General features: G+C 64.4%; 20 protein-coding genes. 11 read left to right on the top strand and 9 right to left on the bottom strand.

Annotation, left to right across the window (positions count from 1 at the left end; genetic code table 11):
• The first annotated feature begins 451 nt into the window (after nt 1-451).
• Nucleotides 452-2110, top strand: coding sequence for an amidohydrolase family protein (locus GY769_25710; GenBank protein MCP4205322.1), 1659 nt, complete (start codon nt 452-454; stop codon nt 2108-2110).
• A gap of 10 nt (nt 2111-2120) precedes the next feature.
• Here the strand turns inward: GY769_25710 and purE are convergent, their stop codons facing one another.
• From purE to GY769_25725, 3 genes are all read right to left on the bottom strand, one after another.
• A complete protein-coding gene (gene purE / locus GY769_25715) occupies nt 2121-2615 on the bottom strand; it encodes a 5-(carboxyamino)imidazole ribonucleotide mutase (GenBank protein MCP4205323.1) in 495 nt (164 codons plus the stop codon).
• A gap of 76 nt (nt 2616-2691) precedes the next feature.
• Nucleotides 2692-3714, bottom strand: a complete 1023-nt coding sequence (gene lpxD / locus GY769_25720; protein MCP4205324.1) for a UDP-3-O-(3-hydroxymyristoyl)glucosamine N-acyltransferase — start codon at nt 3712-3714, stop codon at nt 2692-2694.
• Nucleotides 3715-3723: 9 nt separating this feature from the next.
• On the bottom strand, nt 3724-4146 hold the full coding sequence (locus GY769_25725) for a hypothetical protein (protein MCP4205325.1): 423 nt from the start codon (nt 4144-4146) through the stop codon (nt 3724-3726).
• A gap of 2 nt (nt 4147-4148) precedes the next feature.
• Between GY769_25725 and GY769_25730 the strand changes: the two genes are divergently transcribed.
• Together GY769_25730 and GY769_25735 are read left to right on the top strand one after the other, a co-directional pair.
• A complete protein-coding gene (locus GY769_25730; protein MCP4205326.1) occupies nt 4149-4934 on the top strand; it encodes a PilZ domain-containing protein in 786 nt (261 codons plus the stop codon).
• A gap of 464 nt (nt 4935-5398) precedes the next feature.
• Nucleotides 5399-5914, top strand: a complete 516-nt coding sequence (locus GY769_25735) for a hypothetical protein (protein MCP4205327.1) — start codon at nt 5399-5401, stop codon at nt 5912-5914.
• 59 nt (nt 5915-5973) lie between these two features.
• Here GY769_25735 and yjjX read toward each other — a convergent pair whose 3' ends face one another.
• Nucleotides 5974-6513, bottom strand: coding sequence for a non-canonical purine NTP phosphatase (gene yjjX / locus GY769_25740; protein ID MCP4205328.1), 540 nt, complete (start codon nt 6511-6513; stop codon nt 5974-5976).
• A 99-nt stretch (nt 6514-6612) separates the two neighbouring features.
• Between yjjX and GY769_25745 the strand changes: the two genes are divergently transcribed.
• Nucleotides 6613-8532, top strand: coding sequence for a choice-of-anchor B family protein (locus GY769_25745; protein MCP4205329.1), 1920 nt, complete (start codon nt 6613-6615; stop codon nt 8530-8532).
• Nucleotides 8533-8656: 124 nt separating this feature from the next.
• On the opposite strand, the gene GY769_25750 is transcribed toward GY769_25745, so the two are convergent.
• On the bottom strand, nt 8657-9280 hold the full coding sequence (locus tag GY769_25750) for an OmpA family protein (protein ID MCP4205330.1): 624 nt from the start codon (nt 9278-9280) through the stop codon (nt 8657-8659).
• A complete protein-coding gene (locus tag GY769_25755; GenBank protein ID MCP4205331.1) occupies nt 9277-9810 on the bottom strand; it encodes a polymer-forming cytoskeletal protein in 534 nt (177 codons plus the stop codon). Before GY769_25755 ends, GY769_25750 begins: the two co-directional genes overlap by 4 nt.
• 205 nt (nt 9811-10015) lie before the next feature.
• On the opposite strand from GY769_25755, the gene GY769_25760 reads away from it, so the two are divergent.
• From GY769_25760 to GY769_25770, 3 genes are read left to right on the top strand one after another with little or no spacing between them, the layout of a single operon-like run.
• On the top strand, nt 10016-11401 hold the full coding sequence (locus tag GY769_25760) for a sigma-54-dependent Fis family transcriptional regulator (protein ID MCP4205332.1): 1386 nt from the start codon (nt 10016-10018) through the stop codon (nt 11399-11401).
• Nucleotides 11388-12914: a HAMP domain-containing histidine kinase gene (locus tag GY769_25765; GenBank protein ID MCP4205333.1), complete on the top strand. Its 1527-nt coding sequence runs from the start codon at nt 11388-11390 to the stop codon at nt 12912-12914. Before GY769_25760 ends, GY769_25765 begins: the two co-directional genes overlap by 14 nt.
• Before the next feature lie 8 nt (nt 12915-12922).
• Nucleotides 12923-13549, top strand: coding sequence for a hypothetical protein (locus GY769_25770; GenBank protein MCP4205334.1), 627 nt, complete (start codon nt 12923-12925; stop codon nt 13547-13549).
• Nucleotides 13550-13565: 16 nt separating this feature from the next.
• Here GY769_25770 and GY769_25775 read toward each other — a convergent pair whose 3' ends face one another.
• A complete protein-coding gene (locus GY769_25775; protein MCP4205335.1) occupies nt 13566-15032 on the bottom strand; it encodes a PQQ-like beta-propeller repeat protein in 1467 nt (488 codons plus the stop codon).
• Nucleotides 15033-15516: 484 nt separating this feature from the next.
• Here GY769_25775 and GY769_25780 point away from each other — a divergent pair, with 484 nt between their 5' ends.
• Entirely contained in the window at nt 15517-16110 is a 594-nt protein-coding gene (locus tag GY769_25780) for a DUF502 domain-containing protein (GenBank protein MCP4205336.1), read from the top strand.
• A gap of 25 nt (nt 16111-16135) precedes the next feature.
• Here GY769_25780 and GY769_25785 read toward each other — a convergent pair whose 3' ends face one another.
• Nucleotides 16136-16510, bottom strand: coding sequence for a PIN domain nuclease (locus tag GY769_25785; protein ID MCP4205337.1), 375 nt, complete (start codon nt 16508-16510; stop codon nt 16136-16138).
• Complete coding sequence (locus tag GY769_25790; GenBank protein ID MCP4205338.1) at nt 16507-16719, bottom strand: hypothetical protein; 213 nt, start codon at nt 16717-16719, stop codon at nt 16507-16509. Before GY769_25790 ends, GY769_25785 begins: the two co-directional genes overlap by 4 nt.
• A 644-nt stretch (nt 16720-17363) precedes the next feature.
• On the opposite strand from GY769_25790, the gene GY769_25795 reads away from it, so the two are divergent.
• The 3 genes from GY769_25795 to amrS all read left to right on the top strand — a co-directional run bounded on the left by GY769_25795 (nt 17364) and on the right by amrS (nt 22949).
• A complete protein-coding gene (locus GY769_25795; GenBank protein MCP4205339.1) occupies nt 17364-20528 on the top strand; it encodes an amidohydrolase family protein in 3165 nt (1054 codons plus the stop codon).
• 198 nt (nt 20529-20726) lie between these two features.
• Nucleotides 20727-21779 (top strand): radical SAM protein, encoded by a 1053-nt coding sequence (locus GY769_25800; protein MCP4205340.1) that lies wholly within the window; start codon nt 20727-20729, stop codon nt 21777-21779.
• A gap of 18 nt (nt 21780-21797) precedes the next feature.
• Nucleotides 21798-22949 carry an AmmeMemoRadiSam system radical SAM enzyme gene (amrS, locus tag GY769_25805; protein ID MCP4205341.1) on the top strand — a complete coding sequence of 384 codons (1152 nt, stop codon included), beginning with the start codon at nt 21798-21800 and terminating at the stop codon, nt 22947-22949.
• Nucleotides 22950-22973: the final 24 nt, after the last annotated feature.

Genomic DNA, 22973 nt, shown 5'->3' on the forward strand with positions numbered 1-22973 from the left:
CAGATCACAAGTGGCCTCCGAGATGCCCTCCGATGCGCTTGCGGCGTGGCGACTGGAGGGCGAGGCGAGGAGCAGCGATTTGCCCGCACCGCAGCGGGGACTGGGCACCGCGGTTCCTCTTCACCGAAGGTAGCGAGGAGATGCGCGAATCGCCCGAGACGACTCCTCCAAGAGCCCGCCGGATCGCATAAGCCGAAAGGCTCGAGCGCCAGCAAGGGCGAGATCGGCACCAGCTCGAGCCGGCCCCTGGACGGCGGCTTCGCCGATCGGCCTGCCTGAGCGCCTCGGGAACGGATCGCAACGGGGAGAGCCGGGTTTCGGTCGCCGAAAACCAGTCGGGAGGGGACACGAAGGAATCGTGTCCCCGATGCCCAAATCGTCACCACAGCACGATCTCGGAGAATTGCCTCGCCCTCGTGATAAAACAACGCGCACTCACGGAGGAACCTCAATGAAACGCCATCCGTTCGCCATCGCCGTCGCTCTCAGCCTGGCCGCTCTCCTGTGCGCACCGCCGGCGATGGGCGCGGACGCCGAGGAGCCCAAGTCCATCGAAGCCGCTCCTCCCCGAGCCGAAGGCGAAGGACCGTTCTCCCGACTCATACTGCGCGGCGGCACCCTCATCAACGGAACCGGCGCTCCGCCGATTGGACCGGTCGACATTGTTATCGAGAGCAACCGTATCGCCAGCATCAAGGGCGTCGGCTACCCGGGAGTTCCGATCGATCCCGAGAAACGCCCCAAGGCCGAAGCCGGCGACCGGGAGATCGACGTCGAAGGCATGTACGTTCTGCCTGGCCTGATCGACATGCACGGCCACATCGGTGGCGTGGACCAGGGAACGCCGGCAGAGTACGTATTCAAACTCTGGATGGCCCACGGCATCACCACGATTCGCGACCCCGCGAGCGGCAACGGCATCGATTTCGTTCTCGAGCACAAGAAGAGAAGTGCCACCAACGAGATCACGGCGCCGCGTATCGAAGCCTACGTCGTCTTCGGGCAGGCACGGGAAGAGCCCTTCTTGCAGCCTTCCGAAGCCCGAGCCTGGGTCGGTGAAATGGGCACCAAGGGCGCCGACGGTCTCAAGTTCTTCGGCTACCGCCCGGACATCATGGAGGCGGCGATCGACGAAGCCGGGAAGCGTGGCCTGCGCACCGCATGTCACCACGCCCAGCTCAACGTGACCCAGGTCAACGTCTTGAACACCGCGCGCTGGGGCCTGACCAGCATGGAGCATTGGTACGGCCTGCCCGAGGCCCTGTTCACCGACCGTGTGATTCAGGACTACCCGCTCGACTACAACTACGCCAACGAGCAACATCGCTTCGGTGAAGCCGGGAGACTCTGGAAGCAAGCGGCCGAGCGCGGCAGCGAAAGATGGAACAAAGTCATCGACGAGTTGGTCGAGCTCGACTTCACGATCAACCCGACCATGACGATCTACGAGGCCAGTCGTGATCTCATGCGCGCCCGCCGCGACGAGTGGCACGACGAGTACACCTTGCCGGCACTCTGGGATTTCTTCCAGCCCAGCAGAGAGGCGCACGGCTCGTACTGGTTCTATTGGACCACCCGCGACGAGATCGAATGGAAGAACAACTTCCGCAGATGGATGGACTTCCTGAACGACTACAAGAACGCCGGCGGACGGGTCACCACCGGTTCCGACTCCGGCTACGTTTTCAAGATCTACGGCTTCGGTTTGATTCGCGAACTGGAGCTGCTTCAGGAGGCCGGCTTCCACCCACTCGAAGTCTTGAAATCGGCAACCCTCAACGGTGCCGAGGCGATCGGCATGGCCGACCAGATCGGCTCGGTCGAGCCCGGGAAGCTCGCCGACCTGATGGTCGTCGAGGAAAACCCGCTCGAGAACTTCAAGGTGCTCTACGGCACCGGAGCGATCAAGGTCGACGAGAGCAACAAACCGGTCCGGGTCGGCGGAGTCAAGTACACGATCAAGGACGGCATCGTTTACGACGCCAAGCAGCTGCTGGCCGACGTGCGCGACATGGTTGCAGCGGCCAAAGCGGGCGAGGGTCGCGAGATCCTCCAGCCCGGCATCGAAACGCCCGAGGTCGCGCCGATGGCGGCCGATCCGGGCCTCTAGCGAGTGGCTCCTAGGCGCTTCTCGGATCGCCCTCCGCCAGCACGGCTCGCGCGCGGTCCCGGCGGTTGCCGGCCACGGCGGCGGCGATCTCATCGTTCGTCAGACCCAGGATCTGCGCGGCCAGGATCGCCGCGTTGACCGCGCCCGCTTTGCCGATCGCGAGAGTCCCGACCGGAATGCCCGCCGGCATCTGGACGGTCGAAAGCAGTGAATCGAGGCCGTCCAGCTTCGATTCCATCGGCACGCCCAGCACGGGTTTGGTGGTGTGCCCCGCGACGACCCCGGCTAGATGCGCGGCGCCGCCGGCGGCGGCGATGAATACCTGAACTCCCGCCGACTCGGCTTCGTTCATGAACTGGATCAAGGCCTCGGGCGTGCGATGCGCCGAGAGAATGCGAACTTCGTGAGCGATGCCCAGTTCATCCAGGGTCCTGGACGCGTTCTCCATCACGTCCCAGTCCGAGCGCGACCCCATGATCACGGCAACCAGGGGCTCGCCGCTCATGAACCACCTTCAGCAGGCGCTTCGCGAGTGTCACCCAGCGCGATGTCGAGCGTAGCCATGAACTTGCCCCTTCCTCTCAATCTCCCCGATCGGAGAGCTCCTTTACCCGCCGGAATAGCTCCGGCAATCTCCCCAGCAGCGATTCGATACGCATCGCCTCGACTTTGCCGCGCGCCGGAGATCCCCAGAGCTCGACGCCCTCGGGCACATCCTTGAACACGACCGCCGTGGCTCCGATCCTGGCTCCCGCTCCGATCTCGAGGTTATCGGCTGCACCGGACCGGCCCGCGAAGATGACGCCGTCCCCGATCTTGACCGAGCCCGAGATCGCGGTGAGTGGTAGAAGCATCACGTTCTTGCCGATCTTGCAGTTGTGCCCGACGTGGACCATGTCGCCGATCTTGCTTCCTTCGCCGATCGTGGTTCGCCCGAAGGTGGCGCTGTCGATCGTAGCCAGTGCGCCGATCTCGACGTCATCACCGACTTCGACTCCTCCGACCTGGGGAATCGGCACCGGCGTCCCCTCGGTGGGCAGAAAACCGTAACCTTCCGAGCCCAGGACCGAGCCGGAGCGCACAGTCACTCGAGAGCCGAGCGTCACGTCCTCGCGCAGGACGACCGTCGGGTGGATGACGCAGCCTTGGCCGACAACGCAACGCGGCCCGACGAAAGCGTTGGCGTGAATCGCGGCGTCGTCGCCGACGACGGCCTCCTTGTCGATGACGGCACCCGGACCGACATAGACACGTTCTCCGACTTGCGCGCTGCCGTGAACCACGGCGGTCGCGTCCACTCCGGGCTCCCGAGCTCGCTTCTCCGATGCGATCCGCGCCAGAACCCGGGTCAATGCGACAAACGGCTCTCCCAAGACTAGCTGATGAGCCGTAATGCCATCGATCTTCTCGGGCACCAGCAGCGCTCCCGCCTTCGACGCAAGCGCCGCGGCTACTTGCTTGCGCCCCTTGACGAACGAGAGATCCTCCGGCCCGGCGTCATCGAGACCGCGGAGCTCGCGGCAAAGGAACTCGGCATCGCCCGCGAGCTCACCTTCTCCCAGCAGCTCGCGCAGCTCTCCGAGGGTCATGTCCAGTCTCGCCATGGTCGCTCTCTAGAAGTTGAAGAGGTCGTCAAAGGCCGCTTTGGCGTCCGTCGCCGTTCCGCTCGAGGACGAGTCGGCGGCAAACTCCTGCACTACCTTCGGCTCGAAGTGGCTGCAGTCGTTGCCTTTCGCCTTGGCGGCGACGCGTACCTCGACCGGTTGCCGGCACTCGTTCGGCGCCGAGGTATCGAAATGCCGGCAATTGGTGCAAGTGTGCAGGTCGCTACCACAGCTCCGGCAAAGATCTCCGGGAGATGGCAGCGAAGACACCTTGGCTCCGCAGCGCGAGCACTTCAGCACCGAAGCCGTCGGCGCTCCGAGACCACGCCCTCGCGGCCCCTCATTTGGTTGCCCCCTGGGCCGATTCTGCGACCGCCTGTCGGCGTCGCCGTCGTCCTGATAACCGCTCTGGCGGTACTTTCTATCCGACATGCATGCGTCCTTGGGAATACTACCTGGCCTGTGCTACAAATGGTGGTCCGGTCTTCGATTCCTGGGGAGCCGAAGTGCTGATACCGCCGCCTCGCGAAGCGCTTGAAGACACTATGGCCGACGAACGCAGGAACAACACGCGATACGACGTCGAGGGAATCAGGGGCAGTTTTCTCTTCACCACCGGCGCTCGAGTGCTCAACCTGAGCCTCGACGGCATGTCGCTCGAGACCAACAACCCGCTCAAGATCGGCCACGAGTACTCGCTCAGACTCGACGAGGGAAAAAACCAGATGCCGCTCAAGGGCACGGTAGTCTGGTGCACTCTGGTCAAGACCACTCGGGACTCGAAGGGCGACGTCCAGCCGGTCTTTCGAGCCGGGGTACACTTTGCCGACATCATGAGCGGCAAGGCCAATGAGCTGCGCTCGTTCATCCACAAGAACGCGGTCATCAGCCTCGAGAACCGGCTGTTCGGCCGCTTCCGGATCGAGGCCGCGCGACCGGCGGATCTGAGCCTCGAAGCCGAGTTCACGGTCCGACAGATCAGCCTTTCGGGAATGCTCGTCGAAACCGAAGTCGCTCCGCCGATCGACACGGAATGCCAGCTCTACGTAGAGGTCAGCGGCGTGAAGTTCGAGGCCACGGCCCGCATCGTGCGCGTCGAGCGGCAGGATATCCAGGATGATTCCATCGACAAGCCGGTGTTTCTGGCTATCGAGTTCATCGAGCTGAGTGAAGACTCCATGCTGACGCTCGAGTCGTTCATCGGAACCGCGCTGCACTAACCGCCGGTGAAGCGAGCTCGCTTCCTCGCCCCGCTGAGCCTGGCCGCCGCTGCCACGGTGGTTGGCGGCTGCGGCGAGCCTCAGCCACCTCGTGAGCCAGTGGCGACCGAGGCGGAGCCGCCTGTGAGCTCGGCAGAAGTCGAGCGGCCCCGGAGCCCGGGGCGTCCCGCGGCGAAGCCGAAGCCGAAAACGATGGCCGCGGCCAGGAACGCGCTGTCGAGCTCGGCGACCGATGTCGCCGAAGGCTCGTGCGGACCGTACCAGGTTCTGTCCTCGGCGCCAGCCGAGTACCTGTCGATCTGTGAGTCGCTCGCCGCCGAGCTCGACTCGATCTACCAGGCCCGGCTCGGAGTATCGATTCCGAACCCGCCGGAAGTCTCATCCTCATCTTCGGGGCGGCCGACGGGTACCGGGGCCTTGCCAAGGACTTCGGACGGCTTCGGGCCGGCTACGCCGGCTTTACCATGGCGAGCCGCGGAGTCGTGGCCCTGCTGGCCGCCGGCGTCCCGCCCGAGCGCTTCGCCACCGTGCTCGGTCATGAGTTGACTCACCTGGTGCACCGGCGGGTCTTTGGCCCCAACCTCGATCCGTGGCTGTCCGAGGGTCTCGCCGACGCCCTCGGCGACACCGCCACGCCGTCGGGCTTCGACGGGCTTGCTGGGATTGCGGGCATCGAGCCGCTGGCGGATCGCCTGCGTCGAGCCATCGAGGCCGAGCGAACCGAATCGCTCGCAGCAATGATCGCAAAGAGCCGTGGGGAGTTCGACCGGGGCGCCGTGTCCTACGATTACGAGTCCAGCGCGCTGTTGACACGCTATCTATTGCTCGAACCGACCATGGCACAGAGGTTTCGAGACTTGCTCCGAAAGCTCGCAGCGGCGAAGAGCTGCTCGGCGGACTGCGTCTTCGAGTCACTCGAGGTGACGCCGGAGCAGCTGGACCGCGAGTTTCAAGAATGGCTCGCGGCGCACGCTTCCTAGGGTTCCCAGCCCATTCGCCCCGCGTCGCCATCGCGAGCGACACGCAGAATCCCACGGTGTCAGCCGTACAGTAGAGGGTGCTTCAGCGGCGCCAGGGCCAGCACCACCGCGTGTTCGTAAAGGGCTCGTCGATCGACAACCCCTTGGGTCAGGAGACCGACCGCTCCCTCCTCCTGCTTGGAGTCGGTGCGTCCGAAGACGATGTCATCTGCCTCGCCGAGCTCTTTGCCTTCCCGAACCAGACGAGCGACCTCGTCGGGCAGAAAGAACGTCCCGGAACGGGCCCGTCCGGTGCCGAAGCTCGAGCGTACGACGACCCAGGCGAAGGCCTTCATCCCGCGCTCGGAGTCCTCGATGCCGCCCTCGATCCCTACCCAGTAGTCGGCCTCGGGTCGAAGCGCTTCCGCTCCTTCGGCGCGCTTCTCGGCCCCGCGCAGAGTCTCGAGGTCCGAAAGCGGCTGGTCCGGCACTCCGGAGTCGACGCTGGCGCCGTTGACGTCAGCCACCTCGGCCGGAACCATGAGCCCGAATGCCGCCTCGACCGCGGCGATCTTGACCGGGTTACCCGACGCGACGATGACTCTCAGAACCCCATCCATGGACGACGGAGTCTACACGCGCATGCGGCGTAGCCTCGGGAGGATAGACTCGGCCGCGCTCGCCACCGGCAAGACGTTCGCAGACTCGAGGCGTCCATTATGAGAATTCAAGAGAGACTTTCCGCCGTCGTCCTGGTCATGGCGTTGCTTCCGGTGGCTCCACGCGAAGCCGAAGCCTGCCACCTGCCCGATCATCTGCGCAAGCAGGAGGCGTCGCTCACCAAGGCGCAGCTCGCCCTGCTCGCTCACGGCGGCTCGAAGCGCCAGCAGATCGCCTACGAAATGGAGCAACTGTCCTCCTGTAGCAACGGTCGGGCCGACATTTTCCTCTGCGAGAACATCGACCTGCTGGCGCATTTCCCGCTTTCCGAGATCGGGGGCGGCACCGGCAACGACATCTGGGGCTGGGCCGAGCCGCAGACCGGACGCGAGTACGCCCTGGTCGGACGCTCCAACGGCACGGCGTTCATCGACATGACCGACCCCGAGAATCCCGTCTTCGTCGGCAACCTGCCCACGGCTGATAACACCTCGGCATGGCGCGACATCAAGGTCTACCGGAACCACGCCTTCGTCGTTGCGGACTTCGCGGGCGAGCACGGCATGCAGGTCTTCGACCTCGGGCAGCTTCGCAACGCGCGGAACCTGCCCGTCCAGTTCCAGGAATCGGGCCACTACTTCGGCTTCAATCGAGCCCACAACCTGGTGATCAACGAGGATACCGGGTTCGCCTATGCCGTAGGTTCGGAGACCTGCTCCGGGGGCGGACTCCACATGATCGACATCAGCGATCCGCTCGAGCCGGTCTTCGCGGGCTGTTTCGGTGACGACGGCTATACCCACGACGCCCAGTGCGTCGTCTATCACGGCCCCGACGCCGACCATCGCGGCCGGGAGATCTGCTTCGCGTCCAACGAAGACACCGTGACCGTTGTCGACGTCAGCGACAAGGACGCGCCCAAGATGCTCTCGCGCACCGGCTACGACGACTCCGGCTATACCCACCAGGGCTGGCTCACCGAAGATCACGCCTATTTCATCCATGACGACGAGCTCGACGAGCAGCGATTCGGCCACAATACCAAGACCTACGTTTGGGACATGTCCGACCTGGACGACGTCAAACTGGCCGGAGCTCACTTCGGCGGCGGCCGATCGATCGATCACAACCAGTACGTGCGGGGCGAGTACACCTACCAGGCCAACTACCGGCGAGGCCTCCGCATTCTCGAGCTCAAGAACCCGGCCAAGGGCAAGCTCAAAGAGGTGGCCTTCTTCGATACCTTCCCCGAGGCGGACGGTGACGAGTTCGACGGTGCCTGGAGCGTCTACCCATACCTGCAGAGCGGCGCGGTCGTCGTTTCAGACATCAACCGAGGGCTCTTCGTCCTGCGACCGCGTCTCAAGAGCCGCATCTTCGCTGACGGCTTCGAGTCCGGCGACCTCGCCAGCTGGTCGAAGAGCAAGGGCGACGCCGTGTCGGTCACCACACCGGGCCTGGACGGCTCGAGCCACGCCTTGAGCGTGAGCGTCGCGAACGGCGCGCGGTCCTTCGTGGGTTCCGACCACCCCGCCCGCGAACGAACCCTACTCGTGAGGTTCTTGCTCAATCCCAACAAGGTAGACCTGGGCTCCAACTCGGTCGAGATCCTGCGCCTGGTTGCCGGCAAGAACCGGGCCGTGGCACAGTTGCTTCTCGAGCCTGCCGGGTCGCGGTACCGGCTGAGTCTGTTCGGCCTCGCCGGCGACAAGGACCCGGTGCTGATCGGCTCGACCCGAATCGCACGCGGCAAGGCTACCGAAGTCGGTCTCGAGTGGCGGGCTGCGACGGCAGCCGGCGAGCGCGATGGCCGGGTCGTCCTGCGCAAGAAGAAAAAGCAGCGCCGGGTGGCTGGAGCCGAGGATCTCGACACCGGCGATCTGGTGATCGACGCCGTGCGGCTCGGGCTTCCCGACGGCGCACCGGCGGGGCTCTCGGGCGGCTTCCTGGTCGACGCCTACGAATCCTCGACGCCCTGACACAAAGAGGCCCCCCTCGCCATTCCGTGGGGAGTGAGCGGCTTAGGAATCTCTACAAAAAGTGAAGAGAAACTTGCGGCACCGGAAGTGACAAGGGGGACCCTAAGATCCTATTTCAATCGGCCTACTTCAATACGACCAAACCTACCCTTCGGTTGGTCTCCCGACCCTCGCGGGTCTCGTTATCGGCGATCGGGGAGCTCTCGCCGTACGAGATCACCGACATCCTATGGAGAGCGATACCGTGCTCTTTGCTCAAGTAGCGGCGCACCGTCTCGGCCCGCTTCTCGCCCAGAGTCAAGTTATAGGCATCCGAGCCGGTCGAGTCCGTATGACCCTGGATCTCGATGAAGACGTCCTCATTCTGACTCTTCAGGTCCGCCGCGAAGGTAGCCAGCGCCTCGACGCCCTCCTCGGCCAGCTCGGTCTTGTCGAAACCGAACCGAATCTTGTCGTCCGAGAGGATCGTCTCGAAAAGGAACTTGCCTTCCGCCAGTTTGCCCGCGGCGATCGCTCGCTCCAGAGCGTCCCCGGCCGTGGCCGAGATGCTCTCCATCTGCTCTTCGTGCTCGGCCAGCTTGGTCTGATCGCGCTCGATCTGAGATTGGAGAATGTCGGTGGTCTTGGTGGTTCGAGCTTCGGACTCTTCCACTGTCGCCAGAACGTAGTTCTTCGACGCACAACCGGAACCGGCAACGAACGTGATGATCGCCAGTGCGATCAGGCTTCCTGAAACCTCTTTCCTCATACGGTTTCCCCTACCGCTGTTGCGCCCGTCGAGATCTTCGCCGCACTCGGGCGGCGTTCTTCCTTGGTCCCCGCGTTCGGCTTCTTGGCGCCATCGGGCTTGGCTGGCGCGGACTCGGTGGGCTGCATGTCGATGCTGCCCTTGAATTTTGCTCCGTTCTCCAGATTCACTCTCGGTGCGGTGACGTTCCCCCTCACCCTTCCCGACTGTCGAATGACGACCTGCTCGTCTCCCACGAGATTGCCGTCCACCTGCCCCTCGACGCAGATACTCCGGCCATAGACGTCGGCCTTGACCTTCCCGGTCTCGCTGATGGTCACCATGTGATCCTTGACCACGACCTCGCCTTCGACGGCCCCCTCGATGATCAGGTCTTCATTGCCTGAGAGGTTGCCCGAGACCGAGATCGACGGGCCGAGACTGGCCGGCCGGCCATCGGCGGATCGTTTCGGCTTCGGGCCGACGTTAGGCACATTGGGTGCGGGCGCATTCGTCTGATGAGGCTCATCACCTCGAGTCTTAGTGAACACAGATACCTCCTCGGGAATATCGGTAACGCAACCGCGATGCCAGGCCTGCCCGTGGGAGCACGGGTGGCACATCGCCCGGAAACACTGAGGACGGCTCCTCTTCTCCCTGCCACATCCTGGAACCGATCTTCACCCATCTCCCGATCAGCTAGGAAATTTTTTCCGCCAAACCCCATTTTCGGGGCTAGACTCGGCAGACCACACAATGAATACCGAAGCCCTCAAACTCCTGGTCGTGGACGACGAGGCCGCAATGCGCGAGGTCCTCGAGCTCCGACTGAGCCGGGCGGGTTTCGAGGTTCAGGTCGCCGAGAACGGCGTCGAAGCGCGCGATCTGACCGAGCAATTCGAGCCCGACATCGTGCTTTCGGACGTCGTCCTGCCCGACACGACCGGCGTCCACCTCCTCTCGCACCTGCGCGAAGGCGACCCCGACCGGCCGGTCATATTGATGACGGGCTATGGAACCGTCGACACGGCCGTCGAAGCCATGAAGCACGGAGCCTTCGACTTTCTGACCAAGCCGCTCGACTACGGCCAGCTCGAGAAGACCCTTGATGCCGCGGGTCGCAAGATCGGCCGGCACCAGAGCGCGCGCTCGCTCGAGCGCCAGCTCGAGGAAGACGGCGGGTTTCGGGACTTCGTCGGCACGTCCAAGAAGATGCGCGAGGTCTACGACGTCCTGCGTCTGCTGTCCGACAACCAAGCCTCGGCTCTCCTAACCGGCGAAAGCGGGACCGGCAAGGAGCTGGCCGCCCGCACCATTCACGAATGCGGTCCGCGAGCCACCGAGCCGTTCGTGGCGGTCAACATGGCGGCTCTGCCGGAGACCCTCATCGAACGCGAGCTCTTCGGCCACGTTCGCGGCGCATTCACCGGAGCGGCCAAAACCCAGGGGGGTCTCTTCGAGAGCGCGAATGGCGGTACAATCTTCCTGGACGAGATCGCGGAGATGCCGCTCTCTCTGCAGCCTACGCTGCTCCGCGTGCTCGAAGAGAGTGCCGTGCGAAAGATTGGATCGTCGAAGACAGTCCCGGTCGACGTGCGCATCCTCGCGGCGACCAACCAAGATCCCGAGACCGCTATTCGCGAACAGAAACTCCGGCAAGACCTCTACTTCCGACTTGGCGTCTTCAACGTCGAGCTGCCGCCGCTTCGGGAACGCCGAGAAGATCTTCCGCTTCTCGCCCACGCCTTCGTTCGCCAGTTCAACCGCAAGCACGACACGAAGGTCGAGGGCGTCGAAGGCGCTACCCTGCAGCGCTTTCAGGCCTACCACTGGCCGGGCAACGTTCGCGAGCTGAGCAACTTCATGGAACGCGCGGTGATCCTGGCCAAGACCGGCTGGATCGAGCCGCACCATCTGCCCGCTTTCCTACGAGATTCACCGAACGGCGGCGCGGCCGAGCACATCGCCGTACCCTCGAACTCGACGGTCGCCGAAGCCGAAAAGATTCTCATCCTCGAGACCCTGAAGCGACTCGACAACAACCGTTCCAGAACCGCGAAGGCTCTCGGTGTGACGGTTCGCACCATCCGCAACAAGCTTCGCCAGTACCGCGAGGCCGGAGAGCTCGATGAGGGTAGCTAGCAGGCTGGCGGTGGCGTCGAGCCTGTGGGCCGCCGCTCTCATCGCCGTCCTGCTGTACAACCTCACCCAGGTTCGAGGACTGGCCGCGGGCCACCGTGAGCTGGCCGACGTCGACCTCCGGGCCACGACGCTCGCCCTCGAGCAGCGCCGGCTGCTGTCCCAGATCGACGGCTTCACCCGCAAGCTCCTGGTCACTCGAGACCCGGCCTATGCCGAGCGGCTCGATCCGTTGCGCGGCACCTTCGATGACAACCTCAACGAGTTCGCCGGTCTCGATCTAGCCGCCCCTCTGGCGGTCGAAGTCGAGCTGATGGCCAACCGCTGGCGCGTGCTGCCGCTCGCGGAGCTCGTCGAGACTCTCCTGGTAGAGGAAACCTCGCTCAACCCACTCGCCACCACCCTGGACGGTGAGCGCGAGAGCCGATTGATGGAACTCTTCGTCGAACAATCTCGCGCGCTGCAAGATCAGACACAGACGGTCTTCGAAGCCACCCAGGAGAACGTCCGCGAGCACGCGGCGCGATCGGTCGCGGACAGTGAACGCGCGGTGCGCGTCTCGTGGATCGTCGCGCTGATCGGCCTGACTCTGAGCCTGCCCTTTCTGTGGTTCACCGTTCGCTCGATCCGGCGCCCGCTCTTGCGGCTACAGGAAGGGACCCGCTCGGTCGCCGGCGGCAAGTACACCTTCAAGCTAGGTACGGAAGGCACCGACGAGTTCGCGCCCGTCGCCGACAGCTTCAACAGAATGGTGGAGCGCCTCGGCGAGCTCGACCGAGCCAAACGCGATTTTCTGTCTCACGTCTCGCACGAGCTCAAGACGCCGCTCGCAGCGATGTACGAGACCGACTCGCTGCTCCTCGAGGAGTTGCCCGGTCGGCTCACCGACAAACAGCGCCGTCTCCTCGAGCTGAGCCTCGACAACAACCGGCGTCTCGAGGTGATGATCTCCAAGCTTCTCGACCTGGCCCAACTCGAAGAAGGCGCTCTCAAATACTCGACCGGTAACTACGAGCTCAACGGGCTGCTCGCAGAGGTCGTCGAGAGCTACTCCGCCCTCGCCTGGTCTCGCGGGGTATCGCTCTCCGTCGCGACGGTTCCGCCGGTCGAAATCGCGTGCGACCGAGATCGCATCGTTCAAGTTCTTGCCAACCTCACGGAAAACGCCATTCGCTATGCCCCCTCGGGCTCGGCGGTCCGGATCGACGTCTCCACCTCGCCCGACAAGAAAGCGCTCCAGCGGTTGCCGTCGAAGGACTTCGCATTGGTTCAGATCGGAGACCGAGGTCCGGGTGTGCCCGACGATGAGAAAGACAAGATCTTCGAGAGGTTCCATCAGATTCGAGTGGAAGGTCGCAGCAGCTCGGGCAGCGTTGGGCTCGGACTGGCGATCGCCCGCGAGATCGTGACCGACCATGGCGGTGCGATATGGGTTTCGGATCGCCCCGGCGGCGGAGCGCTGTTTTCGCTCGCCCTTCCCTTGGCGGCAGAGCTCCAGGCGGCCAAGACCGGATAGCGCCAGCGATGAATCGCCCAAGGAGCCGATGGCCGCGCCGATGGATGATGCAGACCTGCGCCGGCCTTGCCTGTCTGCTCGCCCTCTCGGGCTGCGCTCTGGTCAAGAGCCACGGCAATCGCCTGTTCGCGGATCGCGACTTCGCGGGCGCTCGCGACGCCTACCTCGAGTTGCTCGAAAGACGTGACGGCGGCCGCCGCGTCGAGAACGCTCTCTACCACCTGGGCCTGATCTATCTGCAGCCCGAGCGTGACCTCTACGACCCGAAGGCGGCCGAAGCCGTCCTCGTCCGGCTCTCCTACATCCGTCCTCGGAGTGAGTACGCGGCCAAGGCGGCGCTGCTCCTGGCACTACATCTCGAAACCTCACGGCTGCGCGAGGATGCCAGGGCTCAAAACCTTCTGCGCCGGGAGGTCGAACGGGAGCTGGCCTCACTGCGTGAGGAGGCTACCCAGACCGAGGCCAGATCCGAAGACCAGTCCAAGAAAGTCGATCAACTCGGCGGTAGGATCGGACGGCTACAGTCTCAGATCGTCAAGCTGCGCGAGGAGCTCGCGGCGACCGAAGAAGAGCTCGTGGCACGCGAGCAGGAGCTCGAGCGGCTCAAGCGAATCGACTTGGAAGATCCCGAGTAGCTCAGGGACATCTTTCTCAAGGTGTCCCCTCCCAACTGGTTTGGCGCGAGCCCTGCTCCTCTTTCGCTTCCGGCTCGGCTTTCGCAGCGAAGGCATACAGCTTGCCTTTGGTTCTCACATAAAGATGTCCGTCGGCAATCGCCGGTGACGCCCAGATCTCGTCACCGAGCGTATTGCTCGCCAGCACGCTCCACTCGGCGCCCGCCCGGAGCACCGCGACGTCGCCATCGAGCGTACCGATGTAGATCTTGCCGTCGGCCGCAATAGGCGAAGCGTAGACCTTCGACTTCGACTCACCCAGCCGCCCTCGCTTGAGAACCTCTCCGGTCTTCGGGTCGAGGCTGGTGATGATGTCGTCCTTGATCATGTAGAAGACGTCGTCGTGAACCAGGGGCGATGGAATGTACGGCACGTTCTTGCGGTAGTTCCAAACCGTCTCGGCGGAGCCGTCGCCAACCCGGATCGCGTAGACGCCCCAGTGCTCGTTGACCATCTCGCGCTCGACCCGCTGCCAATCCTCGATCGTGATATTCGCTTTGCCGTCGGAGTTGAGCCAGCCGAAGTGGTTGGCGATCCAAGCACCCTCCACATCCTTTCGGGACAGCTCGCCGTCGCCGTCCTTGTCGTGCTGCTCGAGCAGCGGCCCGAACGGCGCCCAGCCATCCTCCGCATGGTCGATGCCGCTCACGTAGAGAGTGTCTCCCATCAGCACCGGAGTCGAGATCGGCCCGCTTGCGACACCGCTTTTCGTCCACAGAATCTCGCCGGTCGCCGGGTCGTAGGCGTCCACCCAGCGCGATCCCGACACCAACAGGGCCTTCGGAGCGTCCGCGTCGGGATAGAGAATCGGAGTCGTGTAGGCCTCGAGCCGCGCCGGCCGCTCCTGACGCCAGAGCTCTTTGCCGGTGTTCTTGTCGACCGCGAGCAGAAACGAGCCCTCGGCCTGATCGCAGAGCACGAACAGCCGCTCGCCGGCGAGGACCGGCGAAGCCGCCATGCCGTAGAAATTGCGAAACGGCCCCAACGGCACGCGCCAGCGCTCCTTGCCGTTGGCGTCGTAGGACACCAGGCCGGCCTCATGGAAGAACGCGTAGACATTCTCACCATCGGTGACCGGGCTCGGCGTCGCCGAATCCGTCGCCGTATGGAACTCGGCCTTCTCGACTCGTTCGACGGTCCAGCGCCAGAGCTCCTTGCCCGACTTGCGGTCGACCGCGAGCGTCACGAGATCGTTGCCATCGACCGCGGTCAGATAGATCCGGTCTTTCGAGATCGCGGGCGATGACCGGCCGAAAGGAACTTCCACTTCCCAGACCAGGTTCTTCTCAGGTCCGAACTCGGTGGGCAGTCCGGTTGAGCTCGAAACCCCGGCGGCGTTGACGCCCCGAAACCCGGGCCATTCCAGATCGGCGGCGGGAAGAGCGAGAGCCATCGCCAGCAGGATTAAGAAAGCAAGAGCGGAGCGCGAGCGTGTCGACGACATGGGGGCCTCCCGAAAGGTGGTGAGCAAGATGACGCGGATCTTATCGGATGTACCGGTAGAACTCCTGAACGGACAGTGTCGCGCCGATGTCGCCCCTTCGTGAGCCAACAGTAGATGGAGAGGTTCACTCCGGGGCGCACACGGCGCTCCTTCACGGTTCGGACCGAGGAGATCCGGATGTAGCGGTCGAGCTCGTCTCGACCGTCCTGTCCGAGCCCCGCTCGACACCCTTCGCTTCGGTCGAGGGCAAGCGGTGGTCGACTGCTACAAGAGGCCGGCCGCGTGCGCCTCGGAGCGAGCCTCTCTGCGCTCGCGGAGAGGCGGCACCGGCGGCCTCAATCGGTCGTGTGGATCGAGATGTCCTCAGCTTACTCGCACTCCGTGTCAACCGCTACAGGACGGCTCCCTTGGAGAGCCCGCCCGCGGCACCTACAGCCAAGCCACCCCCTCGCTAGAATCGCGGCATCAAAACAGGAGGGTGCCAATGTTCCAAATCGTCATCCGTAACTTCCTTCGCGGTCTCTTGATCGTCGCGCCCGTCGCGGCGACGATCTGGCTCATCTACGTCACCTTCTCGGCCATCGACGGCTGGCTGCACCTCGAGCAGCTCCTCGATCGCCGCGTGATCCCGGGAGCGGGCCTATTGGTCACCTTCGCCGGAATCACTCTGATCGGGTTTCTCGCTCGCCTCATCGGCCTGCGCTGGCTCTTCCGTCAACTGGATGCTCTTTTTGCCAAAGTACCGCTGGTCAAGATCCTCTACACCGCCCTCCGCGACTTGACTCAGGCCTTCGTCGGCGAGCGCAAGCGTTTCGACCAGCCGGTCGCGGTCGCGCCTACCGAGGACCCGAACCTCCTACTCCTCGGCTTCCTCACCCGCGACGCCCTCGGCGAGCTCGGCCTGCCCGGCTTCGCCTCCGTCTACGTGCCCCAGTCCTACAACTTCGCCGGCCAGCTCGTGCTCGTGCCCCGCGACCGCATCCGCACCCTCGCCGCCGGCAGCACCCAGACCATGAAGTTCATCGTCTCGGGCGGCGTGGCCGAGGCGGGCGCGATCTCAAGCAGTCCCCATCGGTAACCAGGCGCGGTCTCGAGCCCGATCCCTACACCAACCGCAGCCCGGCGTGGCGCTCGAAGTGGCGGAAGTCGGAGTCCCTGGTAATCAGCGGAGTCCCGGAATCAACGCAAACCTGGGCGATCAGGGTATCCGCGAGGCGAGCTCTGAGCCGCTTGCCGAGGAGCTTGCGCCGCGTCGCCGCCGCCCGCTCCCAAAAGCCGGCGCGGATCTCGAGACTGGGCATCGCGCGAACCAGCGCTCCGATCCGGCGATCCAACCGAGGGACACTGAGGATCTCGGTCACAACCACCGGCGGCAGAGCCGCCTGCTCGAACTCCAGAGCCTGTTCGAGTGCCTTCACGTCGTCGCCTTCCTCCCCTCCCAGAAACGCGATCAGCGAGCTCGTGTCGACGGCGATCAACTCCGATCCTCGCGCAGCGCGTCCAAGTCGATCGGCACCTTGACCTTGCCCTTGAGCATCCGGAGCTCTTCGAAGGCCTGCCGAGCCGCGACCAGCCGGAGCCCTTCGCGCACGGTTTCAGTAATCCCCTGCCCTGTCGACTTGCGGGCTTTCTTCAGCAGATCGGCCGGGATGTGGACCGTGATCTTGGTGATCTCTGGGCTCGGCATTTCGCCGATCGTACCATAGTTAATACCATAAGTCTCTATGGCATTCCTCTTCGGCTTTGTCATTGCTCATCAAGACGCAAAGCCCACCGGTCCTCTGGTGGTCCTCTCGAGCTCTTCGGCCCGATCACACCGCGCCCTGATGTCGGGCCGACTCGGCGCTGGAACGTGCTCCTTCCTCGCGTACAATCCCCCCTGTCCCGCAACTCTCTCCGGAGGCTTCCCCAATGCAATTCGATCGCCCCCTTTCACTGCAGTCGTTCTTCGCCGTCTTCGGCCTGCTCGTCGTCTTCTCCGGCGGCACCCAAGCCGCAGCCACAGGCACGCGTTCGGCCAGCATCCACTCCCACGGTCGCCATCCCTCAGCTTCGGTCGAGGAACCTCCAGGACACTCCGAGGAGACCAATAAGTCCGAAACCGCTGGAACCGAAAGCGAGAGCGACGAGAAGAAAAAGGACAAATGGTCGGTCGACTCCGCCCCCGGGCCGACCCGTGAGATTCCGATCCGCCTCGACGAGGGCACCTGGATGTCACTCGATGTTTCGCCCGACGGCCGAACGATCGTCTTCGATCTCCTAGGCGACCTCTACGAGATGCCGATCGAAGGCGGCCGGGCGAAGCCGATCACCGAGGGCGTCTCCTGGGACATGCAGCCGCGCTATTCACCCGACGGCACCAAGATCGCCTTTACCTCGGACCGCGGCGGCGGCGACAACATCTGGGTGATGAAGCGACGCTTCGACGAGCCCTCGATCTTCCACGGCATTAGCGAGAGCAACAGCGAGGGCGATTCCGCGGAGGATGACGAGGAGTCGGAAGGAGACCTTGAAAACGGTGTCCCTGATCCCAACTCCATTCCCGGCACCTTCACCGGCTGGGCGAATCCCACCGCCGTCTCCTCCGAGACCTACCGCCTCCTGAACTCCCCGACCTGGACCCCCGACTCGCAGTACATCGCCGCCCGCAAGCACTTCACCTCGCGCCGTTCGCTCGGCTCGGGCGAGATCTGGCTCTACCACTGGACCGGCGGCGACGGCTTACAGATGGTCGAGAAACCTAACAAGCAGAAAGACCTGGGCGAGCCCGCCTTCTCTCCCGACGGCCGCTACCTCTACTACTCCCAGGACACCACCCCGGGTAAGACCTTCGAGTACAACAAGGACTCGAACAAGGAGATCTACACCATCCAGCGCCTCGACCGCGAAGAGGGCCGAACCGAGCGATTCATCGACGGCGAGGGCGGCTCGGTCCGCCCCACGGCGTCGCCCGACGGCTCGCTGATCGCCTTCGTGCGCCGCGTGCGCGCCAAGACCGTCCTCTATCTGCACGATGTCCGAACCGGCGACGAATGGCCGATCTACGATGGGCTCGAGCGCGACATGCAGGAGACCTGGGCCATCCACGGCGTCTACCCAGCCATCGCCTGGACCCCCGACTCGGGATCGATCGTCTTCTGGGCCGAGGGCAAGATCCAGAAGATTTCCGTTCGAGGTATTGGAGAAGGGGTCGTCACCGAGATCCCGTTCACCGTCGACCACAGCAGAACGATCTACGAACGGTCGCTCTCACCTCAGACCGCCTGGGAAGAGGACTTCGACGTCAAGATGCTCCGTTGGGTCCAGGTGTCCCCCGACGGCTCCCGAGTCCTCTATCAGGCCCTCGGCACCATCTGGGTCAAGGACTTGCCGGACGGCGAACCACGCCGCCTCACCAACCAGACCGACCACTTCGAGCTTTACCCCTCGTGGTCGCCCGACGGCCGGCGCATCGTCTACACCACCTGGAACGATCGCGCGCTCGGCTCGGTCCGGATCGTAGACGTTGATGCCCATGCCGGCAATAGCAACGGCCAGACCGTGACCGAGGACCCCGGCCACTACATCGAGCCCAAGGTCAGCCCCGACGGCAACACCGTCGTCTACCGCAAGGTCGAAGGCGGCTGGCTGCGCAGCCCGACCTGGTCGAAGGACCCCGGCATCTACGCGTCGACCTTTGCCGAGTCGTGGCTGGTGACCCGCGAGGGCTACGAGCCCTTCTTCGGCGACTCGAACGAGCGCGTCTACTTCACCGCTCGTGGCGACGAGGACAAGCGCCTCTTGAAATCGATCGAGCTCGACGGCTCGGACGAGCGCACGCACTTGGAATCCGAAGCCGCCACCGAATTCGCGGTCTCGCCCGACGGCGAGTGGATCGCCTTTCGCGAGCGCTTCAATGCCTTCATCGCGCCCTTCCCGCCAACGGGTAAGGCCGTCGAGATCGGTCCCAAGAGCAAGGCCCTGCCACTCGCCAAGGTGAACTCGGACGCCGGCGAGTACCTGCACTGGTCGGGCGACTCGAACAAGCTCCACTGGGCCTTAGGGCCCGAGCTCTTCACCCGCGAGCTGAAAGATGCCTTCGCGTTTCTGGCCGACGGGGCACCTGGCTCCCCTGGCTCAGACATCGCTGCCGGCTCCGCTGGCTCAGACACCTCGTTGCCCGAGCCGCCCGCTATGGGTTCCGGCATTCATATCGGCTTCTCCCAGGAGGCCGACGTCCCCGAGGGCACGGTGGCCTTCACCGGCGCCCGGCTCGTAACGATGCGGGAAGCTTCGCAGGAATCAGACGCCCCCGAGATCATCAAGAACGGCACGGTCGTGGTGAAAAGCAACCGCATCGTGGCCGTTGGCGGCGCCGGCACCGCCGTTCCCGCCGGCGCCCACATCGTCGACGCCACCGGCAAAACTATCCTCCCCGGCATCGTCGACATCCACTACCACGGCGACGCCGGCACCGAGCAGATCATCCCGCAGCAGAACTGGTTTCACTACGCCGGTCTCGCCTTCGGTGTGACCACCACCCACGATCCTTCGAACGACACCGCCGAGGTCTTCGCTTCGAGCGAAATGGCCAAAGCCGGCACGATCGTCGCGCCGAGGGTCTTCTCGACCGGCACCATCCTCTACGGCGCCTCGGGTGACTTCCGGGCCGAGATCGACTCCCTGGAAGACGCCCGCTACCACCTGAAACGCCTCCAGGCCGTCGGAGCCTTCTCGGTCAAGTCCTACAACCAGCCGCGGCGCGATCAACGCCAGCAGGTCATGACCGCCGCCCGCGAGCTCGGCATGCTCGTCTACCCCGAGGGCGGCTCGACCTTCCAGCACAACCTGACCCAGCTCGTCGACGGCCACACCACCATCGAGCACTCGATCCCCGTCGCCAAGATCTACGACGACACCAAGCAGCTCTGGAGAGAGTCCCGGGTCGGCTACACGCCCACACTCGTCGTCGGCTACGGCGGCCTCTGGGGTGAGGAGTACTGGTACGCCAAGACCAACGTCTGGGAGAACGAGCGGCTCCTGACCTTCGTCCCGCGCGAGATCGTCGACCGCCGCTCCCGGCGCCGCAACCTGGCACCGGACGAAGAGTGGAACCACTTCCACAACGCCCGCATCTGCAAAGAGCTCAACGACCTCGGAGTTGGCGTTCTGATAGGCGCCCATGGCCAGCGCGAGGGCCTCGGCGCCCACTGGGAGATCTGGATGCTCGTCCAGGGCGGCATGACGCCCCACGAGGCTCTGCGCTCCGCCACCCTCGAGGGAGCCCGCTACCTGGGCATGGACAGCGACCTCGGCTCCCTCGAGCCCGGCAAGCTCGCCGACCTCGTCGTCATCGACGGCAACCCCTTGGAAGACATCCGCCAGTCCGAGAACGTCACCCACACCATGATCAACGGCCGGCTCTACGACGCCGCGACCATGAACGAGATTGGCAATCGCGAGAAAGCGCGGGAGCAGCTGTGGTGGGAGTTCGGGGCGTACGGGGCGGGGCGGTAGGGGGCAACGGACTCACGAGTATCTGATCGAGTACGGCCAAGGCATCGGTGCACTGGGTCGGAGAATCGACAGCAGTCGCCAGGGGCTTTGGGCGGATCCCATGCCATCGGAAGACCTCGCGCCTTGACCGGCGATTGGTTCGGGTGTCAAATGGGACAGGCAGGCGTTGCAGAGCGGCCAACCCAAGGAGGTCCAGGCATGGCAACCACGCGCCGCGACTTCATCACGAAGTCTTTGCTCCTGAGCGGCACCCTGCTGGTGCCGGGCACCCGTCTTGCCGCTACTCCGAGAACACGCGAGTGGCTTCCCGCTTACGGCCGGCTCGAGCTCGAGGGCCGGCTCGCCGAGCGCATCGAGCAGGCCGACAGCATCCTCGAATCATGCGAGCTCTGTCCCAGGAAGTGCGGAGTCAAGCGCAGGGCCGGAGAGAAGGGCTACTGCAGAGCCCCCTCAAAGGTGATGGTCTACAGCGCCCACCCGCACTTCGGCGAGGAGGTCTCGCTGGTTGGAGAGGGTGGCTCCGGCACGGTCTTCTTCTCCAACTGCAACCTGCGCTGTGTCTTCTGCCAGAACTGGTCCATCTCTCACAAGGGACTGGGCGATCGGCTCGCCGACGAACGCCTGGCGGACAAAATGCTCCGGCTCCAGAAGGTCGGTTGTCACAACATCAATCTCGTGACGCCCACTCACGTCATGCCGCACATTCTCAGGGCGACGCGGATCGCCTTCCGCGAGGGCTTGCGCCTACCCTTGGTTTACAACACCAGCGGCTACGAGCGCGTCGAGATCCTCAAGATCCTCGACGGGGTCGTGGACATCTACCTTCCCGACATGAAATTCATGGACGGAAGTCAGTCGGCCAAGTACTCGGCCGGAGCCTCCGACTACCCGGAGGTGGCCAAGAAGGCGATCCTCGAGATGCACCGCCAGGTCGGTCGTCACACCACCGACGAGCGCGGTCACGCGGTGCGCGGCCTGATGATCCGCCATCTCGTCATGCCCAACCGCGTGGCGGGTACCCGGGAGTTCACGAAGTGGGTCGCTGAAGAGGTCTCGCCGGACACCTACGTCAACATCATGGCCCAGTACCACGTTGCCTATCGCGCGGCGGAGTTCGAAGAGATCGGACGCGGCATCACCGCGGAGGAATATCTGGAAGCAATGACCTGGGCCGAGGAGGCGGGCCTCACGAACCTGGATCGGAGATCGGTGACAACGCGCAACATCTACCGGCGCTACGGTAAGGGGTGAAATCTTTGAGGAGTTTCGATGGGTGAACGGATCGACCGCCGCGACTTCGCCCGACGGGTGGGGGCCGGCGTCCTCGCCTCCGCCGGCGGCGGTCTTCTGCCCTGCCTGTCCTTCGCCACGCCGACGACCGGCGGCCCGCGGATGGGCCTGGTCAGCCGCCGGCGGGCGGCCTACTTCAGCCGCTTGGAGAACGGCCTGGTCCGCTGCGATCTCTGCCCCCATCGCTGCCGGATCGAGGCCGGCCGGCGGGGGTTGTGCGGCGTGCGGGAGAGCGTTGACGGGTCCCTCGAAACGGTCGCCTACGCCAACCCCTGTGCCCTCAACATCGATCCCATCGAGAAGAAGCCCTTCTATCACGTGCTCCCAGGGACCAAGACGCTCTCCGTCGCCACCGCCGGCTGCAACCTGCGCTGCAAGTCCTGCCTGAACTGGGAAGCCTCGCTGGCCCGACCGGAGGAGACCTTCAACTATGAGCTGCCGCCTGCCGAGACGGTGACGCGCGCCGAGGCCTACCGCTGCCGGTCCATCGCCTCGTCCTACGTCGAGCCGGTCGTCTTCATCGAATACATGCTCGACGTCGCGCGCCTTTGCCGCGACCGGCGCCTGCTGCACCTGATGCATTCGGCGGGCTACATCAACCGGGCTCCGCTCGAGGACATCTGTCAGGTGATCGACGCGGCATGCATCGATCTCAAGGGCTTCAGCGACGAGTTCTACCGGGATCTCGTGGGTGGCGAGCTCCGGCCGGTGCTGGAGGCGCTCACGACTCTGAAGGAGCACGACGTCCACACCGAGGTCGTGAATCTGCTCATCCCCGGCAAGAACGACGACCCGCATACCTTGCGCGCCATGTGCCGGTGGGTCAGGCAAGAGCTGGGGGCGGAAGTGCCGGTGCACTTCTATCGCTTCTATCCCCGATACCGTCTGAAGAGCCTTCCGCCGACGCCGGTGCCGACTCTCGAGCGCGCTCGTGCCATCGCCATGGAGGAAGAGCTCGACTACGCCTACATCGCCAACGTTCCCGAGCATCCCGGCAAGCACACGTACTGTCCCGGCTGCGGAGAGTTGCTCATCCGGCGTGTGGGTCTGATCACCGAGGTCGTCGCTCTCGCCGACGGCCGGTGCACAAAGTGCGAGCACGCCATCAAGGGAATATGGCGGCCTACCTAGCCTGATCTTCTCACCAGCTCCCGT

The organism is bacterium, from assembly GCA_024224155.1.
Lineage (GTDB): Bacteria > Acidobacteriota > Thermoanaerobaculia > Multivoradales > JAHEKO01 > CALZIK01.